This window comes from Pedobacter sp. KACC 23697 (assembly GCF_045348445.1).
GTDB lineage: Bacteria > Bacteroidota > Bacteroidia > Sphingobacteriales > Sphingobacteriaceae > Pedobacter.
In genome coordinates, this window is the sequence record NZ_CP157485.1 from 4,629,289 (window position 1) to 4,650,442 (window position 21,154).

Consider the following 21,154-nt stretch of genomic DNA (forward strand, 5'->3'; position numbering starts at 1 on the left):
GGGCTGCTATGTCCTTCTATTTAAATAAGGATTTTTAATCATTTGATAGTGGGTTAAAAACTGAAGCGCAATAGGGTCGGATTATCATAATCGTACTGTAAACATTTAAACAAAATATGTCAAATTGTCACTTTTAATTTTATTTATGTATTTTTGCAATCCCCAAAATGTTTTAAATAATGATTGATTTACAAGTACAGGATAAAACGCACGATGAAGCCAGGCAAGGTGAAGCTTTAATTTTAGATACACCGGTTAAAGCCGATGCCCGTAAATTATATATCGAAAGTTATGGTTGTGCCATGAATTTTGCTGATAGTGAAATTGTTGCTTCTATTTTATCGGAAACTGGATTTGAAACAACAGGGGATTATCACCAGGCTGATGTCATTTTCATCAATACCTGTTCCATCCGCGAAAACGCAGAAACCAGGGTAAGAAACCGGCTATCACAGTTCGGTGTTGAAAAACGCCGTAACCCAAAATTAATTGTTGGGGTTTTGGGTTGTATGGCAGAACGGTTAAAATCTAAATTTTTGGAAGAAGAGCGTTTGGTAGATGTGGTGGTTGGGCCTGATGCTTACCGTGATCTGCCTAACTTAATTGAGCAGGTTGAAAGCGGACATAAGGCCGTTAATGTTTTATTATCACGCGAAGAAACCTATGCTGATATCAGTCCGGTTCGTTTAAACAGCAATGGAATAACCGCTTTCATTTCGATTACACGTGGTTGTAATAACATGTGTTCTTTTTGCGTAGTGCCTTTTACCAGAGGCCGTGAACGTAGCCGCGATGCACATTCCATTATAGAAGAAGCAAAGGGTTTATTTGAAGCGGGTTACCGGGAGGTTACACTTTTAGGTCAAAACGTAGATTCATACACCTGGACATCGGAAGATGGAACAGAAACGGTTAATTTTGCACAGCTTTTGGAGCAAACGGCATTGGTTAGTCCGGATTTAAGGGTGCGGTTCTCTACTTCACATCCGAAAGATATTACCGACGAAGTTTTGCATACCATTGCCAAATACGATAATATCTGTAATTATATCCACCTGCCTGTTCAGTCCGGAAATACCCGCATATTGGAATTAATGAACAGGACTTATACCCGCGAATGGTATATCAATCGTATTGATGCCATCCGCAATATTATTCCGGGTTGTGCAATTTCTACCGATATCATCGCTGGTTTCTGTACAGAAACTGAAGAGGAACACGAGGAAACCCTGAGCATGATGGATTATGTGCAATATGATTTTGCCTATAACTTTACCTACTCCGAAAGGCCTGGCACTTTAGCCGCCCGTAAATTGGCAGATGATGTTCCTGAAGAAGTGAAAAAACGCCGTTTGGCCGAAATTTTGGCTAAACAACAGGCACATTCATTAATGCGTTTGCAAGAGTGGGTAGGTAAAACCGTTCGGGTTTTGATTGAGGGCACTTCTAAAAAATCTGATCTTGATTATTGTGGAAGAGGAGACAGTGGCGCAATGGCCATTTTTCCCGCTGTTGAAGGCGTTAAGCCGGGGCAGTACGCAAATGTGTATATCGAAAAGTGTACATCTGCTACATTAATTGGTAAAATAGTATCATAAAAATCCGTCATGCTGAACTTGTTTCAGCATCTTAATTTGAAAGACACTGGAACAAGTACAGTGTGACGTAACTTTAGAAAGAATAAATGGATACACAAAATATTAAACAACGTTTCGGTATTATTGGCAACTCGCCTTTACTCAACCGTGCCATAGACATTGCAAGCCAGGTAGCACCAACCGACATGTCGGTATTGATAACCGGTGAAAGTGGTAGCGGTAAAGAGGTGTTTTCGCAGATTATCCATCAAATGAGTGCCCGTAAGCATGGTACTTTTATTGCGGTAAACTGTGGTGCCATTCCCGAAGGAACCATAGATTCAGAGCTTTTTGGTCATGAAAAAGGATCATTTACCGGTGCGCACGAAGCCCGTAAAGGATATTTTGAGGTGGCAAATGGGGGTACCATCTTTTTAGACGAGGTTGCTGAGCTGCCTTTGGGCACACAGGCCCGTTTGCTGCGTATTTTAGAAAGTGGAGAATATTTACGCGTAGGCTCTTCTAAGGTACAAAAAACGGATGTTCGTATTATTGCAGCCACTAACGTGGATGTATATAACCGTGTTAAAAATGGAAAGTTCCGCGAAGATTTATATTACAGGTTAAATACTGTTCCATTGCGGATACCTGCTTTGCAGGAGCGTAAAGAAGATATTTATTTATTATTCAGAAAATTCGCAGCTGATTTTAGCGATAAATACCGTAGTCCGGCATTACACCTGGAGCCGGATGCCATTCAGGTCTTAACCAATTATAGCTGGCCGGGTAATGTTCGTCAGTTAAAAAATATTGCAGAGCAGATCTGTGTTTTGGAAAAGGATCGGAATGTAACCGGGCAGGCCATTTTAAACTATATCCCGAACGAAGCCGGAAGTAACTTGCCCATGGCGATCAACGCTCAGTCGAAGGAAGATTTTACAGAAAGAGATATTTTGTACAAAGTTCTTTTTGACATGAAAAAGGATATGGTTGAGCTTAAAAAACTGGTGGCCGAAATTATTCAGCACGGCGGAAATACGGCTACCGTTTTAGCGGATAACCCGCAATATATCAATCAACTGTACCGTGATGTAGAATTGCCTGCGGGGCAAGAGCATGCCTTTACCATTCAGCACCCTGCACCAGGCAATAATAACGTTAACAATAATAACAATGCTGATTATTTTGCACACGAGGCCGAAGAAGTAGAAGAATCTTTATCGCTGGTGGATAAGGAATCAGACCTGATTAAAAAAGCATTAAAGAAACATAAGGGTAAACGTAAGTTTGCTGCACAGGAATTGGGTATTTCAGAACGGACCCTGTATAGGAAGATTAAAGAGTTAAACCTATAAATTCAATAATTTGTATTTAATCCCTGTAAAGCAAGTTTCTAAAAATCAGACAACATTTTAGATAATGATGAAAATTAAAATATTTGCCTTAATTCTGCTCGCTTCGGTTTTTAGCGCTTGCTCTTATAAATTCAGCGGAGCATCAACAACAGGATTAAAAACGGTGGTTGTTCGGGTATTCGAAAATAATGCACCTTTAGTGGTACCAACATTAAGTAACCAGATTACTGAATCGTTAAAAAGCCGTATCCGTAACCAAACCAAGTTGATTATCTCTCCAACAGGTGAGGGAGATGCATCGTTTGAAGGGAGAATAACAGGTTACGATATCAAACCGGTTGCGCTTCAAAATAGTGCTACACCTACCGCAGGTGCAAACCGGTTAACCATTACGGTTTCGGTAAAATATAAGAATAATATAAAAGAGCACGAAAAAGAAAGTTTTGAAGAGAGCTTTACCAAATATTTTGATTTTCCGATTAATGGGGCACCGATTCAAACGCTATTGCCTGGTGCTATCGAAAATATCAACAAACAGTTATCGGAAGATATTTTTAACCGTGCATTTGCACAGTGGTAAATAAAGCAGGATTCTAAAAGACAAAATATTCAAAACCCGTTTACATTTTTTTAACTTAGCGGCAAACCTCGATAATGGATAACAAAAAGCTACTGGCAGATTTACTTGCGCAACCTGGAAAGGTGAGGCCAGAGCATGCATCCATGTTGCAGGAGATGGTTGTGCAATTTCCATACGCACAGCCCATCCATTTACTTCTGGCCAAGGCCAATGCTTCATTTATTCCAAAGGCTGCACTATATAGTCAGGGGCATGTATTGTTCCATATACTCAATATGGTTCCGGTTGAAGAGGCAAGGGAGGAGAAGGAAGATGATATTCATGTAGTTGTTGCAGAAAATATACACGATGAGCCGGAAGTTTTAGCGCAAACAATTGAATTTACTGATGATAGTCCATCGACTACAGATCAGGTAGTAAATAAGGAAACAACAAACCAGCTGCCAGGCAGCAATAAGCATTTAGTAGACTTGCCTGCAGGTGACGATTCTTTTATTGAAAGTGTGGCCGCTACTGATTTCTTTGCCTTTGAGCAGAAATTAAGTACCGATGTGGTTGGCGTTGCGCCAGAAATCGAAACTGTAGTACCAGACGAGCCAGAAAGGAATTTTGTTTCGCAATATAACGATGATAAGCTTCCATACACTTTTTTATGGTGGTTAGCTAAAACCCGTAAGGAGCATGAGCAGATTTTCCAACCTTATGCGCACCCTAATGTTAATCATAACAAACCACAGCCGAAAAATAAGCAAGAGCAAGAAAGTGCTGAGTTTCAGCAACAGTATGTTGAGCATATCTTTCACATCCAAACCCCTTTCGAGGTTGCCGATCATTTAGCAGAATATCCTGCTGCCGAAATCAAAGATGCAAAGGGTGCCAAAATTATAGAGAAATTCTTAAAAGAAGATCCAACAATCAAGCCGCCTAAGCCAGAACAGATCGATAATGAAAATAAGGCGAAGAAAAGTGCAGAAGATAATTATGACCTTGTTTCGGAGACTTTAGCTAAAATTTATATCGAGCAAATGCTTTATCACAAAGCCATAGATACTTATAAAAAATTAAGTTTGAAATATCCGGAAAAAAGCCGTTACTTTGCCGACCTTATCCAATCTATAGAAAAGAAATTTTAAAATATAATATTACCATGGTAACCTTTTTAATCATTTTATTAATTATTGCGTGTGTAGCCTTAGGCTTATTTGTTTTGATACAAAATCCTAAAGGTGGCGGTTTAGCTACGGGAGGCGGTGGCAGTAACATGTTTGGTGTGCAGCGTACCGGCGATGTTTTAGAAAAAGGATCGTGGGTATTGTTAACACTAATAGTGGTGTTAACCCTTGCTGTTACTACAATTGCTAAAACAAGCGGTGGCAGTGCTGCAGTTGGAAACTCAGCTATTCAGGAGCGTTTAAACAAAACACCATCACCATCTCCAATCGGCGGCAATTTAAACAGTACTAAACCGGCAGCTTCAACTCCGGCTAAAACAGACTCAACAAAGAAATAAGTCATACTTACCCATATTTATAAAGCTTTCCTCAAAAGGGAAAGCTTTTTTGTTTTTAGCATTCCATAAAAATGAACAGCCTTTGTCTCTTAACACACATTTAACATAAAAAGCTTTAAATTGCAGCATGAAATTAAGTGTGCTGGTTTTATTTACTGCTCTCGCCGTTGGTCTTTCCATCGGGATGGTTAATTTTTATTTTCAGCATAGTCTGTATTATATGGCCATTTCTTTTGGCGTATCGTTTCTGTGCAGCTTTTTGGTTTTTTATTATTTGCTGGAAAAATATATTTACACCAAAATCAAACTCATCTACAAGCTGATCCACAACCTTAAATTGGGCAAAGATTTGAAAGATGCGCTAGGTGAGTATGTAAGTTCCGATCCGATCAATGATGTAGAACAAGAAGTAAAAGAATGGGCGGGTGCAAAGAAAAAGGAAATCGATTTATTAAAAAAACAAGAACAGTTTAGGAGAGAGTTTCTTTCAAATGTTTCACATGAATTTAAAACCCCGCTTTTTGCGATTCAGGGTTATATCGAAACCTTGCAGGATTGCCTGGTAGATGACCCCGATCAGGCCGTTTTATTTCTAAAGAAAGCAGAAAACAATGTAGAGCGGTTGAGTTATCTGATTAAAGATTTAGACGTTATTTCAAAGTTAGAAACAGGAGAATCGCCAATTAACTACCAAAAATTTGATTTTGTACAATTGGCAAAAGAGGTGATGGAAAACCTTGAAGACCGCGCCAAGGCAAAAAACATTAAACTTTTTTTTAAAGAGAAGTACACTGCTATAACCCTGGTTTCTGCCGATCGCGAAAAGATTAGGCAGGTGCTGATTAACTTAATGGTAAACAGCATTAAGTACGGTATTGATGGAGGCGAAACCGCTATTAAAATTTTCGAGTTGCACGATCAGGTTTTGATTGAAGTAACTGATAATGGTATAGGTATAGAAGAAAAACACCTGTTGCGCCTGTTCGAACGTTTTTACCGTATTGATACCCACCGGGCAAGGGAAGTTGGCGGTACGGGTTTAGGTTTGGCTATCGTAAAACATATTTTAGAAGCACACCAGCAAACTATTTCGGTAAGAAGTACACCGGGAATAGGTACTACATTTGCTTTTACGCTACAAAAGGGTGGGTAGCTTTAATAACTGGATAATCATTCTTCAATTTTTTGCCACAGGAACACGAAACGCACCTAAAATAAGGCATCTGATTTCATTACGAAAGGCAATTTACTATTGTTGATAAACCCGTATTAGCGAACATCCCGGTTTAAGCAGTTATCTTAACAATTTGTGGTGTTCATCCTATTTTGCACAGTTTTCATCGGGATAAAGTGTTTATCGGGGCTATCGTAACCGAAGAACTTATTCACACTGTTTTAAAATTAACCTATTTATTTCATTGTCAGGTGTCTAAAACTATTGAAATAAACGCTGCCTAAGTAAATGAGCTGATAATTAGTTAATATAATTAAGAAATTAACATTAACTTAACATTGAGCTTGTAGCTTTGCAACATATTAAAAATTAACATGAATAATATTTTTAAGTTCTTTACACCTCAGGACAAAAAGTTTCATCCGCTTTTCGAACAAGCTGGTAGCAATGCATTAAAAATTGCTGAAACCCTTTTAGAAATGGTTAGTACGGGTGATGCCGAAAGCAGAAAAACAATTTTTAAAGAAATTGAGCGCTTAGAGCATGTAGGTGATGATATTACCCATTCGATATTTCTTGAACTGAGCCGGAACTTTATTACACCATTTGATAGAGAAGACATTCACGCATTAGCTACGGCTGTTGATGATGTTGCCGATTATATTTATGGTACTGCAAATCGTATGCAGATGTATAACATGAATACCATTAACGAGCCGATTGTTAAAATTGCCGAACTTTTGGTGGAGATGTGTACTGATATCGATAAAGCCATAAAAGAGCTACGCAGCTTTAAAAACATCCGCGTAATTGCTGATGCTTGTATCCGTATTAACAGTGGCGAAAACCAGGCCGATTATGTATTCACCTTAGCTGTAGCACGTTTATTCGAATACGAAACCAATGCGATTGAATTAATTAAACAAAAAGAGGTTTTACAAACGATTGAAAAAGCGACAGATAAATGTGAGGATGTGGCGAATGTGCTTGAAACGATCTTGGTTAAAAACGCTTAATAAAAAACAAACATGGTAACTACCTTATTGGTTGTTGTTGTAATTCTGGCTATTGCTTTCGATTACATTAACGGCTTTCATGATGCCGCTAACTCGATTGCAACAGTTGTTTCTACAAAAGTTCTTACGCCTTTTCAGGCGGTTTTATGGGCTGCGCTGTTTAATTTCGCTGCCTATTTTTATTTTACCGACCACAAAGTGGCCAACACGGTTGCTAAAACGGTGATCGAAAATTATATTACCTTAGAAGTTATTCTGGCAGGTTTGGTTGCTGCAATTATCTGGAACCTTTTAACCTGGTGGTACGGTATTCCTTCAAGTTCATCTCACACATTGATCGGTGGTTTTGCCGGTGCAGGTATGACACATGCTTTACTTACAGGCGCTAGTCCGCTTGATGCCGTAAATATGGGCTATGTCATAAAAATTGTATCTTTCATTGTATTGGCCCCGATAATCGGTATGGTAATATCAGTTATATTAACACTGATCATTATCAATATCTGTCGTTATGCCAAGCCTGCTACTGCCGAGAAATGGTTCAAGCGCTTACAATTGTTATCTTCTGCGGCATTAAGTTTTTTCCATGGTGGTAACGATGCCCAAAAGGTAATGGGGATTATCGCTACAGCTTTAATCGCTTCAAAAGTAATTCCTAATTTCGAAGCGATGCCCGCCTGGGTGCCAATTGCCTGTTATTCGGCGATATCATTAGGTACGATGAGTGGTGGTTGGAAAATTGTTAAAACAATGGGCTCTAAAATCACAAAGGTAACTGCCCTTGAAGGTGTTGCTGCCGAGGGTGCCGGTGCAGTAACATTGGGTATTACGGAACATTTTGGTATCCCGGTTTCTACTACACATACCATTACAGGTTCTATTGTGGGTGTGGGTGTGGTAAAAAGCATTTCAGCGGTACGTTGGGGGGTAACCATCAACTTAATTTGGGCATGGATTTTAACCATTCCGGTTTCGGCAACCTTGGCAGCCATTATTTATGCTGTGATTTATTACTTAAAATAAAAACAAAATCCTTTAACATCATAAGAGACCATGGCATTAGCTTTGGTCTTTTTTTTTACCTAAAAGAACGCTAAATTTTCGCAAAGCCATGTTTTGTTCTACCACAGAACACATTGAGTTTGTACGAAGGAACATGGAGAAAAGCTATCATATGAGCTATTATTAAGATGATAACAACAAAACGGTCGTGCTAGACTGAAGCGCAACGTCGAGATTTATTCCATATGAAAGGCCCTTAAACAAGTTCAGGGTTGACGATTTGCCGGAGAGATTTACTTATGTAGATTTCTCGACTGTGCTATACCTCGCTTTCTCGGTGTTTTTTCTTGGTGAAACCGGTGGTTAAAGCATGCGTATACTTACAAATTTTTCTTCATCTCCTTCGCTACTTCTCTTGCAACCGGATCTTCACTTTTCTCCAGTTCTGCTATAATGTTTTCCTGATTTTGTGTGGAGTGGTTCTGGCTCATTTTAAAAACATGGTCAATCTGCTGTACCAACACTTCAAATCCTGTAATTGCCTTTAAATGCTTCTGGATATATGACTCATCCATTTTGTTAAATGCAGCAGGGCTTGTTTCAGGGTGCTCATACTGATCAGTTAGCGCTTTGATAACCTGATAAGTTTCTTCCGAATCCATGAGTCTGATTGTGCCTTTGGCCTGAACTGTCTTATAATTCCAGGTCGATACGGAGGCAGGTTTTTCGTAAACGGATGCGCTGATATAAGCGTGTGCACCGGTAAAAACAGCCATTACATTTGGATTTTGCTCAAATGCCCTACAATGATCGGTTTTGGTCATGATATGGCCGGTCAATTTAATCGAATCACCTTCGGTTACGGTTTGAACCGGTACCTGCGTAACAACCGGATATTCGCCGTCAAAACCAATTAGTGTGATAAAGTTATTTTGTTGCATGAATTCAAGAATTTCATCTTGATTGCCTGCTTTAGCATATGGTGTTTTGTACATGAATTGTGCTTTTTGCCATACCCAATTTCGATTCACAGGAAAAACTGATACTATTTGCTGTGTCTTGGTATGATGTGGTTCACAAAGGAAATTAAAATTTAACGCTCATCTCTACTGAATCCGTTCCGTTTTTGGGTAATACCCAATCCGGACCTTCTTTAATCAACCGTTTCGCTTCTGCATCGGCTTTTTTGTTCAGTGATTTTATAACGGTGATGTTGGCAGGCCGCCCATTGCTTTTAACCTTGAAACTTAAAATCACAAATTGCTCCGGGCCTTTAGGATTATAAAGCTTATTGTTATGCGCCAAATACTGGCCATAATTAATAGTAGAAACCGGAATAGGTTTCGTAATCTCATTGGCCGATTTTCCATCCAGGTTTTGCTCTGCACGCAGCGTAATTTTTGGGGCAGGAATATTTTCCTTTTTTTGTCCGTTTGAGCCTGTAATCAGCGCCATTTCGTTTAATGATTTATTGCCGTTTAATGCATTTTTAATCGCATTTGGGTCTTGTAAACCAGCAACAGGTAATTCTTTAAAGCCAATCGCATTAATTAATAAGTCTTTATCTTTTGCACTACTATCAGCTGGTAAATAGAAATAACCACTGGCATCGGTTGCGGTTACATTTTTAGAGCCAGCTAACTTTACCACGGCTCCCTGAACAGGCCGACCATTACTTTGGTCTACCACATTGCCGCTAAATGCAATTTTACCTGATCCCGTTGCAGGTGCTGCTGTCACCACAGCCTCGCTTAATGCAGTCTGGTTTGATTTGTAATCGTTAAGGCCCACACGGCTCATTGCTTTTGCGCGACTATTGTCAGATGCAATTTTTGCCGCTTTTACTTCAGCCATCTGTTGCTCTGCAGGTGCTACAATGGTGTTTGTTTTGGTGTTTTTTGCCAGGTCTCCTGTTTTTGCAGTTGTTATTGCTTTATCAATCAAGGTTGCTTTAGTTGTGTTTTGCGTAACGATTTCTTCTTTAGCTTTTGTTTGGGCCGAAGCAATATTTGTTGAACTGTCTAAGCGAACCAATACACCGTCCTTTTTATGCGCAGCAATTTCAGCATTCCTGCGATTGGTTTCGCGCATAAAGAATAGAATGCTTACCGCAATAAAGGCCACAGTTGCGGTTGCCGCAATACTTAACCTTTGGGTGGTAAAGCCCCAAAGTTTGCGCTTTACAGGTTTTTCAGCTATACGATCATACAGTTGCTTTTGTAAAATAGAAAGTGTTTGTTTGCGTTTGGGCGATTGTTTCAGTCCTTCCAAAGCTTCGGCAACGAAAGGATCTTCCAAAGCTTGTTTTTCTACAAAATGCATAGCTTTGGCATCAAGCTTACCATCCAGGTAATCTTCCAGTACATCAATATCTAACCAATCGTTATTCACTATTGTTTTTCTCTATACAAATCTTTAAATTCCGCTTACCATTCTGTATGTAACTCTTCACTTTAAGCATATCGTAGCCCGTAATATCGGCCACTTCTTTATAACACTTTTCCTGTAAATAAAATAAATCTACGCTTTTTCGCTGTTCTTCAGGCAAAGTTTCCATACACTTTTCCATGATGGTCAGCTGCGTTTCTTTTGTGTTATCAATATCCAGATGCACAAACTCGCTGTTTTCCACAAAAGTATCGTCTATGGAGACATTGTTTTGCTTCGCCGATTTCCGTAAAGCCATTAAACAATGGTTCCGCGTTAAAACATGAAGCCAGCTTTTGAAGTTCTGTACCTCATGTATTTTCAACTTGGTTACCAGTTCTTCAAAAATCTGCATCACCGCATCCTTGCTTTGCTCTTCGTCTTTGAAGTAGTTTAAGCAAACCCCGAATACCAAATGCATGTATTTATTGTAAAGCGTACCCAACGCGTCTAAATCGCCCGTATTTTTATACCCGGCAATTAATTTGGCATCGTCTTGCTGGGTGTTTCCAGCTGTGTTTTTTATAAACCTCAAAAAAATGGTCGCTATTTCGAATTATCTTTCAAGTATAAAAAATATTTCTGAGTATCGATATGGAAAAACCTGAAGAACTACATCATCCTTAAAAAATTAAGATTATGAAAAAGCTTCTATTCTCTTTAATTGCAATTTTTTTGCTGATGAGTTTCCAACAGTTTGATGGCCGAACGATTACCGGCGTAATTACTGATGCGACCTCTGTTTTACCAGGGGCATCAATTATTACCAATTACAGTAAAAGGCTAGTTACCGCAGATTTGAAAGGCAGATACAGCATACAGGTCACCGATAAAGATACGGAACTCAAGATCTCATATATTGGTTATAAGCCCCAAACCATAAAAATTGGAAAACGCAAAACGATAAACATTACAATGGTTGCAGATAATGCTACTTTAAATGACGTAATGATTGTTGGTTACGGAATGCAACGAAAAAGTATGATGACGTCATCTGCTGCGATAGTTTCCAATCAGTCTTTAGCCGGAAGAGTTGCCGGCGTATTTGTGGGGAACGGGCAGCAACGTATGGAGTACAGAAACGAAGAAAGTTATAAAGGCATTGCCGAAAATACCTTCCATAAGGCAAAAAGCGACCCATTGTCTACCTTTTCAATTGATGTTGATGCTGCATCGTACAGCAATGTTAGGCGGTTTATCAACGGAGGCAACCTACCCGAAACGGATGCGGTCAGAATTGAGGAGATGATCAACTATTTTGATTATGACTATGAGCAGCCAAAAGGCAAAGATCCTGTTAATATAATTACCGAAATGGCCACTGCACCCTGGAACAACACACATAAACTGGTGCAAATTGGTTTACGAGCTAAAACGGTTACCACTGAAAAACTACCGGCATCCAATTTAGTTTTTCTGATTGATGTTTCCGGTTCGATGAGTGCCGCTAATAAACTTCCCTTATTGGTTTCGTCATTCAAATTATTAACAGATCAGCTTAGAGAAAAAGATAAAGTTGCAATTGTGGTTTATGCCGGAAATTCCGGCGTGGTTTTACCGGCAACTCATGGAGATGAAAAAATCCGGATTAAAGATGCCCTCGATAAATTAAGTGCTGGTGGCTCTACCGCTGGCGGACAGGGCATTGAGCTTGCCTATAAAATTGCTTCAGAAAACTTTATTAAAGGGGGCAACAACCGCGTAATTTTAGCTACCGATGGCGACTTTAATGTTGGGGCAAGCAGTGATTCGGAAATGGAAAAACTGATTGAAAACAAAAGAAAAAGCGGCGTGTTTCTGACCGTTTTGGGTTATGGCATGGGTAACTATAAGGATAGTAAAATGGAAACACTTGCCGATAAAGGAAACGGTAATTATGCCTACATTGATAATTTAACTGAAGCCCGGAAAGTATTGGTAAATGAATTTGGCGGAACCTTATTCACCGTTGCCAAAGATGTTAAGTTGCAGATTGAGTTTAATCCGGCTTTGGTTCAGTCTTACCGTTTAATTGGATATGAAAACAGGCTCCTGGCTAAAGAAGACTTTAATAACGATGAAAAGGATGCCGGAGAAATAGGCTCGGGCCATCGTGTTACTGCGCTCTATGAAATTATTCCGACAGGTGTTAACGATAGTTTTACCACAAGTGTAGATGATCTGAAATATCAAAAAACGAACCCATCCAATAGCGGTAGTTCAGATGAACTGCTTACCATTAAACTTCGTTATAAAGAGCCCGCAGGTAGCAGCAGTAAATTATTGGTGAAAGCAGTAAACAAAAACACTTTAAGCATGAATTCAACCAGCGATAATTTCAGATTTGCTGCTGCAGTTGCCGAATTTGGTATGATTTTAAAACGTTCAGCCTTCAAACAAAATGCTACCTTTGAGCAGGTAATCGCTTTGGCCGAAACGGCAAAAGGGAAAGACAAAGAGGGTTATCGCTCAGAATTTTTAAGCATGGTAAAATCTGCAAAATTAATGGCCAAAGATTTGCTAAGCATAAAAGATAAAATCATCATGAATGAAAAAAATTAGTATGGTACCGGCATCCCTGGCATTAATATTATTAACAAGCTTAAATGTTAGTGCACAGATTAAACTGAGCGATATATTTAAAAAGGTAACCGGGAAACAGGGCTCTACAACAGCCGCTACCGGAACCCCATCCACTTTTGAAATAGGGCAGGGAATTAAAGAAGCGCTACAGCTGGGTGTTTCTGCTGGTGCAGACAGGCTTTCGGCTAAAGATGGCTTTTTAGGCAATCTGGCTGTTAAAATCTTAATGCCCCCTGAAGCACAAAAGGTTGAAAAAACATTACGTAGCATAGGCCTGAATAAGCTTTGCGATAATGTGATTGTTAGTTTAAATCGTGCCGCCGAGGATGCTGCTACCGAAGCAAAGCCGATTTTTATATCGGCCATTAAACAGATGACTTTAACCGATGCGACCAATATTCTGTTGGGTAGCAAAGATGCGGCCACAGCATATTTTAAAAGGGTAACGACGGCACAACTGATGCAGAAATTTAGCCCGATTGTATCCACCAGCTTAAATAAGGTAAATGCCACCAGGTATTACAGCGATTTGACTGCACAATACAACCGTTTGCCTTTAGTAAAGCCTGTAAATACCAATTTAACAGAATATGTTACACAAAAAGCGATAGATGGCTTATTTGTTGAAATAGCCAAAGAAGAATTAAAAATCAGGGATAACCTGAGTTCAAGAAGCACAACGCTACTTCAGAAGGTATTTGGTTACGCGGACAGGAAAAAAAATTAGTATTGTGTGTCTCGTGAGACATGGCAGATGGTTTTCGCTGTTTAACTTTATTGGTAGTCTTATCGGAATCCTAAGACCAGATTGGGGTGGCAAACATCATTTCATTTTTAACGGTTGCACGGCGCAAACACTTTGTAGCTAAACCCGATCGCGGTGAAATCCTTTTTGTTGCAGCCAAAGCCTGGTGAGGAGGAACAAAAAGATTAAACCAAAAGCGGGGCTGCAGCCCGCCAATGTCATGGTCCTTTCATTTTCAAAAAATAATGAATAACATATCTTCTCTGCTCAAGTCCTTTTAATCTTTCGAAGTAGCCTTGCTCATTCCTGACACCAAACTTCGAAAGTTTGCCAAAAAATAAAGAAAATTTAAAGTAATATTGAGTTTCATCCGTTTACTGGTTTATTAAGCCAAATTTAGTGCCAACAAACGAACCTCAAAATATTATTTCAACGGTTGCCAATTATGGTAAACGCTTATTCAGTTTCATCCGTGGCCGGGTGAATACGGATGAGGATGCAGAAGATATTTTACAGGATGTTTGGTTTCAACTCAGCAATCAACCGGAAGCTGGCGCCATCGAGCAGATTAGTGGCTGGCTATATCGGGTGGCCAGAAATAAGATTACCGATAAATACCGCAAACAAAAGGAAGAATCGTTAGAAGACTTCACTTTTGAAGGCGAAGACGGTGAAATCAATTTTAAAGAAATTTTACTTGCAGAAGCCTACTCGCCGGAAGAGGAAAGTTTAAAGAAACTATTCTGGGATCAGTTGTTTTTGGCGCTGGAAGAACTGCCCGAAAATCAACGTTATGTGTTTGTTCAGAACGAATTGGAAGAACGTACTTTTCAGGAGCTGGCCGATGAAAGCGGAGAAAATATTAAAACATTAATATCAAGAAAGGGTTATGCGGTAAAACACCTGCGTAACCGTTTACAAAATTTATATCAGGAATTTATTAACTATTAAATTTGCAGACATGATGAATAGAAATTTTAATCGGCGCAAGAAATTTATTTTCTTTTTACCCGTAGCGGTGCTTATTGTAGCGGTATTGGGTTATGTGGTTATGTTTTTATGGAATTGGATTTTACCTGAGGTGGCACATGCAGGCAAACTTAATTATTGGCAAGCGCTCGGTTTACTTGTGCTGTGCAGGTTACTTTTTGGGAACTTTAATAAAGGAGGTGGGCATAATGGTTTTCGTGAACGTGCCCGCGGAATGCGTGCCAAATGGGATTCTATGAACGAGGAGGAGCGTGCAAAATTTAAGGAAGAATACAAGCGGAGATGTGGCGGATGGGGCCACCACCGCAATAAGGAATAATTTGGAAGCCTCGATTAATTCGGGGCTTTTTTGTTTTACTATCATTCTGAACGAGGTATCGTCATCTCGACCACAGCTACGCGGAACGGAGAGATCTATCAAGACAGATTTCTCCATTTCGCTGCACTTCAGGAAATGACGGTCGATTTTTTGATTCTATCGGTTGGTGTCTCACCGACCGAAAGGATTATTTACTAAAATATCTTCGATTATCCTATAATCAACAGCGTCCAAAAAAGGGCTTCATTGCTGAGGAGAAACAACGAATGCTGTCTGCTGCGGGCAGGCATCTTTCATGCTAGCGATTCTTGCTATAAAGATTGCTTCGTCGGCTGAAAAAGCATTCCCGCAGTGAAGATCCCCCAGAGTAATTTATTTCCATTAAATGCTACTGTCATTTAGATTGATTTTTATCTAACTAATTATTCCTTGGGATGGCATCACAAGGATGATTAATCATTTAGAAAGATCCTTCATTGCATTCAGGATGACACAAATATTTTAAAAAAAATCAAGATAATTTAAAGTAAAAATAAAATTCCTCCGTCTTCCTATATAAAAAACAAAAACAACAGGTGTGCACGCAAATTACTAACAGTGAGTTGCGTAACATCAATTAAAATATATAGAAGATGAAAAAAATATTAAAAACGATAGGATTCGGAATGGTGCTTGGGGTAGTTGCTTTCTTCATACCATTGGTGTTCAAATTTATATTGGCCATGATGCTGATCGGTTTAATGTTCAGGATTTTTACCGGTAGGCGCCGCTATTATTTTCATAACCGCTTTAACGGATTTGAGAATCACTACAGTCCGGTTGTACCAATCGATAACCAATGGTACAGGCCGAATGTACAAGGCAATGGAACAGTTAACCACATTAACATAAATGATTAACCGCCATGAGAACATTTAGAATATTATTGGCATTAGCCGTTGCTGCAGGAACTTTTTACAGCTTAAATGTACTGGCCGTTCAGTACGGATACCCTGATCGGTTGGATTTTAAAAACAGGCATTATCATGATGATTGTGATCACGGGCAATATAAAAACCATGGCTTCAGTCATCATCGTACGCAGCAGGCCGATACCATTATCCCAACAGACAGTATGAACAAAGTAAATAGATAGCCTCATGTCAAAAGTACTTTTTTTAAGCGATCCATATCAGGCCGATGTTAGTCCGATTTTGAGTATGGCAAATGAAATGATTACCAGGGGAGAGCAAGTTACTTTCTTTAGTTCTGATGAATTTAAGGCTCCGATAGAACAAATCGGCGCAGATTTTAAAGCCTATAATCAGGAGTTGAAAATTTTTCAAGGAGAAAAGGCTGTTAACGAAGAAGAAAAACCCAAATCTGGATTGATCAGCGCACTGCTGGAGCCTATGAAATTTATCGATGATATTTTGGTTCAGTTAAGGGGCTTGAAATTTGATTATGCCGTTTTCTCACCGTCATATCCCTATGCAAATATCATTACACAGCTGTTAGATATCCCTAAAACAGAACAGGCGGTTTACAATTAATATTGGCTTGGGCTGATGAATTAACAGAATAAATAACAATTAAAATTAAATAAAATGTACAACGAACATAGATGCCATTCGGGCAAGATGCATGGCCACTTTGGCGCAGGAGAAGGAAGATTTGGAAGACGCTTTGGTGGTCCGTTTGGTCACCATAAACACACCATGTTTAACCAGAGCTTTAGAAAGGTGCCTGCGAATATAGAAGAAACAGAAAATAACTTTGTTATTGAGCTTTTTGCACCAGCTTTGCTTAAAGAAAACTTGAAGGTTGTGACCAAAGATGACGTATTAACCATTTCTTACCAACCAAAGGAAGAAGCCGATGCCGGTAAAAAGTATAACCGTAGAGAATATAGCAACGGCACTTTCGAAAGGGCTTTTAACTTAAACGGAAAAGTTTTAGTAGAGAATATTTCGGCCAGTTACGCCGATGGAATTTTGAAGGTTACACTTCCTAAAAACCCTGAAACGAATACACCAGATAAAGATATTCTGGTAGACTAAGTTTCGTCTATTATAATTTCCAGGCCCCGATTGTTTAAAGCAATTGGGGCTGTTTTGTTTTATTTTGAGGGAAAAGGAATAACCTGATAACGCTTTACCGTAATTAAGAAGGCAGAAATTAAATGTGCGTTTGTTATTCGCGGTATTTTAAGGTACTTTTGCTAAAAGACATAAACACAATAGATTGAATTTTAACGACTTTAATTTTAACCCCGATTTATACGAAGGCTTAATGGCTATGGGGTATAAAAGCGCTACTCCAATACAAGAACAAGCCATTCCGGTAATTTTAGCTCATCATGATCTGATTGCCTGCGCTCAAACTGGTACAGGAAAAACAGCCAGCTACCTTTTGCCCGTAATGGATAAAATTAGTAAAGCTGCTGACAGACACAACAATACCTTAATTTTGGCGCCAACACGAGAGCTTGCACAACAAATTGATTTACAGGTAGAAGCTTTGGCTTATTTTACCAATATCAGTTCTCTGGCGGTTTACGGCGGGGGAGATGGTATTGCATACGAACAGCAAAAACGCTCCATGCGCGATGGGGTAGACATCATTATTGCCACTCCGGGCAGGTTGATGGCGCATTTATCTTCAGGTGTATTAAAGCTGGAACATTTACAGCATTTGATTTTGGACGAAGCAGATCGAATGCTGGATATGGGCTTTTACGACGATATTATCCGCATTATTAGCTATCTGCCAAAGAAAAGGCAAACGCTTTTGTTCTCCGCTACGATGGCGCCGAAAATAAGAACCATGGCAGGCAAGATCTTGCACGAACCGAAACAGATTACCATTTCAATTGCTAAACCTGCTGAAGGAATTGATCAACAAGCTTATAACATTCACGATCAGCAAAAACAAGCTTTGTTAACGGAAATTTTCAAAAGCGACCAATACAAAAGCAGTATCATTTTTGCCTCTACAAAAGAAAAGGTAAAGGCATTATATAAAGCTTTTAAAGGTTTGGGCATTAAAGCCGAAGCTTTCCACTCTGATTTGGGCCAAAAAGAACGCGAGGATATTTTATTGGCCTTCAAAAACCGAAGGTTACCAATTTTAATCGGAACGGATGTATTATCTCGTGGAATTGATGTAGAGGGAATCGATTTGGTAATCAATTATGATGTTCCGGGCGATCCGGCTGATTATGTGCACCGAATCGGGCGTACGGCAAGAGCTGCAACTAAAGGTACAGCCATTACCCTGGTTAACGGAAGGGATAAGCGCAAGTTTGATAACATTGAAAAGTTAATTGAGAAACCGGTTCCGCGTATGCCACTCCCGGAAAGCATAGCTGCCATGGAAATTACGCATGTAGAAGAAAAGAAAGCACCGCATAAAGGAAATAAAAAGGTCTGGCATAAAAAGAAAAAACCGAAGCCTTCAGCTTAAAATATTTAAAACGCCATAAGACTGTTCTTTTTGGCGTTTTTCTTTTATAAATTATCTTTGCGCGGTTCAATGGCAAACTTCATTCTTATCGGTTTATGCGTGTTGGCTGGCATTCTTTTCAGAAAGCGCAAATTATTGCCTAAAGATGCACACAAGGGCATTAACGCCTGGATTATCTATATTGCACTGCCTGGGGTTTCGCTTAAATACCTGCCACATATTACCTGGACTAAAGAACTATTGTTTCCGGCGTTGGCACCAATTGGTATCTGGCTGTTGGGTTGGCTGTTTATTACCCTGTATAGCCGTACCCAGCATATCAGTAAAGCTACTGCTGGCGGTTTAAAACTCACCAGTTCATTAAGTAATACATCATTTGTGGGGTTCCCATTAATTTTGGCATATTTTAGCGAAAAGGAGCTGGCAATAGCTATTATTTGTGATCAGGTAACTTTTATGCTGCTGTCTACCATTGGTATTATAGTGGCCATCCGTTCGTCGCAGGATGAAAAGTTAAGCTCAAAATTAGTGCTGAAAAAAGTATTGACCTTTCCACCACTTATTGGCTGTGTTTCAGCGCTGATCCTGCCACATTTTATTAATCTTTCGCCACTAGATCCACTATTCGAAAAACTGGCGGTTACAGTTGGTCCATTGGCGTTATTTTCGATAGGTTTACAGCTAAAATTTGGGGGATGGTTTAGCGAATTAAAACATATCAGTTTTGCTTTATTGTATAAACTGATCCTGGCCCCATTGACTGTGTTGATGATAGCAACTCTTTTAAATGCGCATGGAATGATTACCAAAATAAGCATTTTCGAAATGGCTATGCCCACACTGGTAAGCGCTGGGGTAGTGGCCGATCAATATAATCTTAACCCAAAGCTTTCTGGTTTAGTGGTTGGAATAGGCATATTGCTTTCGTTTATTACCACCGGTTTGTGGTGGTTGCTGCTGAATTATTCAGGGGTAGTTTAATGTTTACTTTTTTACCACAGAGACTGAAGAGAAAAGGCACGAAGATCACAGAGATTTGTATATTTTAACAACAGATAGAAAGGATGGGCACAGATAGAAACTCTAATTTATTATAGACGTCAAAGTGAGAGAAGTAGGCTAGTTCACAGGGTTTCTCAGTGTTCCTCTGTGTAAAACTCGGTGAGCTCTGTGGTTAACAAAAAAAGCCGCAAAATTTCTTCTGCGGCTCCTTAAATGATTTTGATTGAATTACAAAGCTAATTTCTTAGTAATTGCTGATGGAATACCTGCTTTGTTTAATAAAATTGCTGTTGTTTTATATTTTACATAGTTTTTAGTTACGTATAAATATCCTTTGTAATCGTTGCTGGCGCCCCAGGAGTTTTTAACGATATAATATTCTTTACCGGTCTGATCTTTGGCTAAACCAACAATATGCATACCATGATCATCAGTGGTTTGATAGTTATCGAAGGCAAGCTGACGGTTTTCCTGCGTAATCTCCATCTCTGGCTGCGGGCCATTAAACATTTCTGCTTTTTGTTTCGCCGTCATTTCAGCGAAAGGCGTTTGCGGCACAAAGGCTACACCGTTTTTCCAGCTGAAGTTTTTCTCACTAACATCTGTAGCCCACGCCACCGTATAACCACCTTTTAGGGCATTATCAATAATATCTGTCAACTCATTCACCTTTACGTTATAAACCTGATCGAAAGACCAGTTATCAGGTACTAATAAAGTAAATTTGCTGTAGAAAGGGTGATCGTTGAATGAGGAAAGTTCCACATAGTTGTCCGGATTTAAACCAACCACTTCCTGAGCGAAAGTTTTTGGTGTGTATTTTTTGCCATTATAAGTGAAGTTTTCTGGTACAGCACCTAAATAAGCATCAATTACACCTGTATAGGCCTTTAACCAGTTTGGTGTTAACTCGCCATTGGCATTCTTTACAACAGCTTCTAAAACACCTTTTTCAATATCGCCAAGTTCTGCCGTTTTATTGATTTTAGTGCCATAGTTTAGCCCGGTGTATACCTCTTGTGGAACGGCACCATATTTTCTGTACATATTGATTACGTCGTGCAAAGCACCACCATCGCCTAATGAAACCGCACCATGCATGCGCACGTAATTTTTACCTTTTTCTACATAAGCATTACGGGCCGAAAAAAGCGGAGATAAGGTTACGGGCTTTTTACCCGCTTTAATCATTTCTGATTCTAAAAATGAATTGGTAGAATAGCTCCAGCAGGTACCTGAAGATCCCTGGTTCTGAACCGGGGTGTTGGCCAGGTTAATTACTTCTGTAAATTTAAAAGAAGCTGCACTGTTTTCGCTTTGGTTGTTTTTTAAAGAATTAACGAGATTGTCTTGAGCATAAGTCGCTGATACAGATAACGATAATGCCAAACCAATCACACTGATTTTGGTGTAGTTGATCATTTTTATGAATAATTAATAAAGTCAGCGAA

At 39.4% G+C, this 21,154-nt stretch carries 22 protein-coding genes; 18 read left to right on the forward strand and 4 right to left on the reverse strand.

The annotated features are described in order from the left end of the window. Nucleotides 1–179 precede the first annotated feature (179 nt). The 8 genes from miaB (at nt 180) to ABEG20_RS18820 (ending at nt 8,235) form a co-directional block, all read left to right on the forward strand. Nucleotides 180–1,598: a tRNA (N6-isopentenyl adenosine(37)-C2)-methylthiotransferase MiaB gene (miaB, locus tag ABEG20_RS18785; RefSeq protein ID WP_406824776.1), complete on the forward strand. Its 1,419-nt coding sequence runs from the start codon at nt 180–182 to the stop codon at nt 1,596–1,598. An 86-nt stretch (nt 1,599–1,684) separates the two neighbouring features. Next, nucleotides 1,685–2,932, forward strand: a complete 1,248-nt coding sequence (locus ABEG20_RS18790) for a sigma 54-interacting transcriptional regulator (RefSeq protein ID WP_406824777.1) — start codon at nt 1,685–1,687, stop codon at nt 2,930–2,932. A 64-nt stretch (nt 2,933–2,996) separates the two neighbouring features. Further along, nucleotides 2,997–3,512: an LptE family protein gene (locus ABEG20_RS18795; RefSeq protein WP_406824778.1), complete on the forward strand. Its 516-nt coding sequence runs from the start codon at nt 2,997–2,999 to the stop codon at nt 3,510–3,512. Between the two features lie 74 nt (nt 3,513–3,586). Continuing rightward, nucleotides 3,587–4,645, forward strand: coding sequence for a hypothetical protein (locus ABEG20_RS18800; protein ID WP_406824779.1), 1,059 nt, complete (start codon nt 3,587–3,589; stop codon nt 4,643–4,645). A gap of 14 nt (nt 4,646–4,659) precedes the next feature. Continuing rightward, entirely contained in the window at nt 4,660–5,022 is a 363-nt protein-coding gene (gene secG, locus ABEG20_RS18805; RefSeq protein ID WP_406824780.1) for a preprotein translocase subunit SecG, read from the forward strand. Between the two features lie 127 nt (nt 5,023–5,149). Beyond that, nucleotides 5,150–6,175 (forward strand): sensor histidine kinase, encoded by a 1,026-nt coding sequence (locus tag ABEG20_RS18810; protein WP_406824781.1) that lies wholly within the window; start codon nt 5,150–5,152, stop codon nt 6,173–6,175. A 395-nt stretch (nt 6,176–6,570) separates the two neighbouring features. After that, nucleotides 6,571–7,212: a DUF47 domain-containing protein gene (locus ABEG20_RS18815; RefSeq protein ID WP_029274248.1), complete on the forward strand. Its 642-nt coding sequence runs from the start codon at nt 6,571–6,573 to the stop codon at nt 7,210–7,212. A 12-nt stretch (nt 7,213–7,224) separates the two neighbouring features. Next, on the forward strand, nt 7,225–8,235 hold the full coding sequence (locus ABEG20_RS18820; RefSeq protein WP_090501520.1) for an inorganic phosphate transporter: 1,011 nt from the start codon (nt 7,225–7,227) through the stop codon (nt 8,233–8,235). 359 nt (nt 8,236–8,594) lie between these two features. Here ABEG20_RS18820 and ABEG20_RS18825 read toward each other — a convergent pair whose 3' ends face one another. The 3 genes from ABEG20_RS18825 to ABEG20_RS18835 all read right to left on the reverse strand — a co-directional run bounded on the left by ABEG20_RS18825 (nt 8,595) and on the right by ABEG20_RS18835 (nt 11,176). Then, a complete protein-coding gene (locus tag ABEG20_RS18825) occupies nt 8,595–9,209 on the reverse strand; it encodes an FMN-binding negative transcriptional regulator (protein ID WP_406824782.1) in 615 nt (204 codons plus the stop codon). Nucleotides 9,210–9,300: 91 nt separating this feature from the next. Next, a complete protein-coding gene (locus ABEG20_RS18830) occupies nt 9,301–10,605 on the reverse strand; it encodes a carboxypeptidase-like regulatory domain-containing protein (RefSeq protein WP_406824783.1) in 1,305 nt (434 codons plus the stop codon). Then, the gene (locus ABEG20_RS18835; RefSeq protein ID WP_406824784.1) at nt 10,598–11,176 is read right to left on the reverse strand and encodes an RNA polymerase sigma factor; all 579 of its coding nucleotides are present in this window, start codon (nt 11,174–11,176) and stop codon (nt 10,598–10,600) included. Before ABEG20_RS18835 ends, ABEG20_RS18830 begins: the two co-directional genes overlap by 8 nt. Nucleotides 11,177–11,280: 104 nt before the next feature. Here ABEG20_RS18835 and ABEG20_RS18840 point away from each other — a divergent pair, with 104 nt between their 5' ends. From ABEG20_RS18840 to ABEG20_RS18885, 10 genes are all read left to right on the forward strand, one after another. After that, the gene (locus ABEG20_RS18840; protein WP_406824785.1) at nt 11,281–13,182 is read left to right on the forward strand and encodes a von Willebrand factor type A domain-containing protein; all 1,902 of its coding nucleotides are present in this window, start codon (nt 11,281–11,283) and stop codon (nt 13,180–13,182) included. Then, a complete protein-coding gene (locus ABEG20_RS18845) occupies nt 13,169–13,930 on the forward strand; it encodes a DUF4197 domain-containing protein (protein ID WP_406824786.1) in 762 nt (253 codons plus the stop codon). The genes ABEG20_RS18840 and ABEG20_RS18845 overlap by 14 nt, the downstream gene beginning before the upstream one ends. A gap of 417 nt (nt 13,931–14,347) precedes the next feature. Continuing rightward, nucleotides 14,348–14,899 (forward strand): RNA polymerase sigma factor, encoded by a 552-nt coding sequence (locus ABEG20_RS18850; RefSeq protein ID WP_057933206.1) that lies wholly within the window; start codon nt 14,348–14,350, stop codon nt 14,897–14,899. A gap of 10 nt (nt 14,900–14,909) precedes the next feature. Beyond that, nucleotides 14,910–15,257: a hypothetical protein gene (locus tag ABEG20_RS18855; RefSeq protein WP_406824787.1), complete on the forward strand. Its 348-nt coding sequence runs from the start codon at nt 14,910–14,912 to the stop codon at nt 15,255–15,257. Between the two features lie 632 nt (nt 15,258–15,889). Further along, nucleotides 15,890–16,156 carry a hypothetical protein gene (locus tag ABEG20_RS18860; RefSeq protein ID WP_406824788.1) on the forward strand — a complete coding sequence of 89 codons (267 nt, stop codon included), beginning with the start codon at nt 15,890–15,892 and terminating at the stop codon, nt 16,154–16,156. Nucleotides 16,157–16,161: 5 nt separating this feature from the next. Continuing rightward, nucleotides 16,162–16,392, forward strand: coding sequence for a hypothetical protein (locus tag ABEG20_RS18865; protein WP_406824789.1), 231 nt, complete (start codon nt 16,162–16,164; stop codon nt 16,390–16,392). A gap of 4 nt (nt 16,393–16,396) precedes the next feature. Continuing rightward, nucleotides 16,397–16,789, forward strand: coding sequence for a hypothetical protein (locus ABEG20_RS18870; RefSeq protein ID WP_406824790.1), 393 nt, complete (start codon nt 16,397–16,399; stop codon nt 16,787–16,789). A 54-nt stretch (nt 16,790–16,843) separates the two neighbouring features. Continuing rightward, nucleotides 16,844–17,296, forward strand: a complete 453-nt coding sequence (locus ABEG20_RS18875) for an Hsp20/alpha crystallin family protein (RefSeq protein ID WP_406824791.1) — start codon at nt 16,844–16,846, stop codon at nt 17,294–17,296. 184 nt (nt 17,297–17,480) lie between these two features. Next, nucleotides 17,481–18,701, forward strand: coding sequence for a DEAD/DEAH box helicase (locus ABEG20_RS18880; RefSeq protein WP_406824792.1), 1,221 nt, complete (start codon nt 17,481–17,483; stop codon nt 18,699–18,701). Between the two features lie 69 nt (nt 18,702–18,770). Further along, a complete protein-coding gene (locus ABEG20_RS18885) occupies nt 18,771–19,682 on the forward strand; it encodes an AEC family transporter (protein WP_406824793.1) in 912 nt (303 codons plus the stop codon). A gap of 249 nt (nt 19,683–19,931) precedes the next feature. On the opposite strand, the gene ABEG20_RS18890 is transcribed toward ABEG20_RS18885, so the two are convergent. Further along, the gene (locus ABEG20_RS18890; protein WP_406824794.1) at nt 19,932–21,125 is read right to left on the reverse strand and encodes an aminopeptidase C; all 1,194 of its coding nucleotides are present in this window, start codon (nt 21,123–21,125) and stop codon (nt 19,932–19,934) included. Nucleotides 21,126–21,154: the final 29 nt, after the last annotated feature.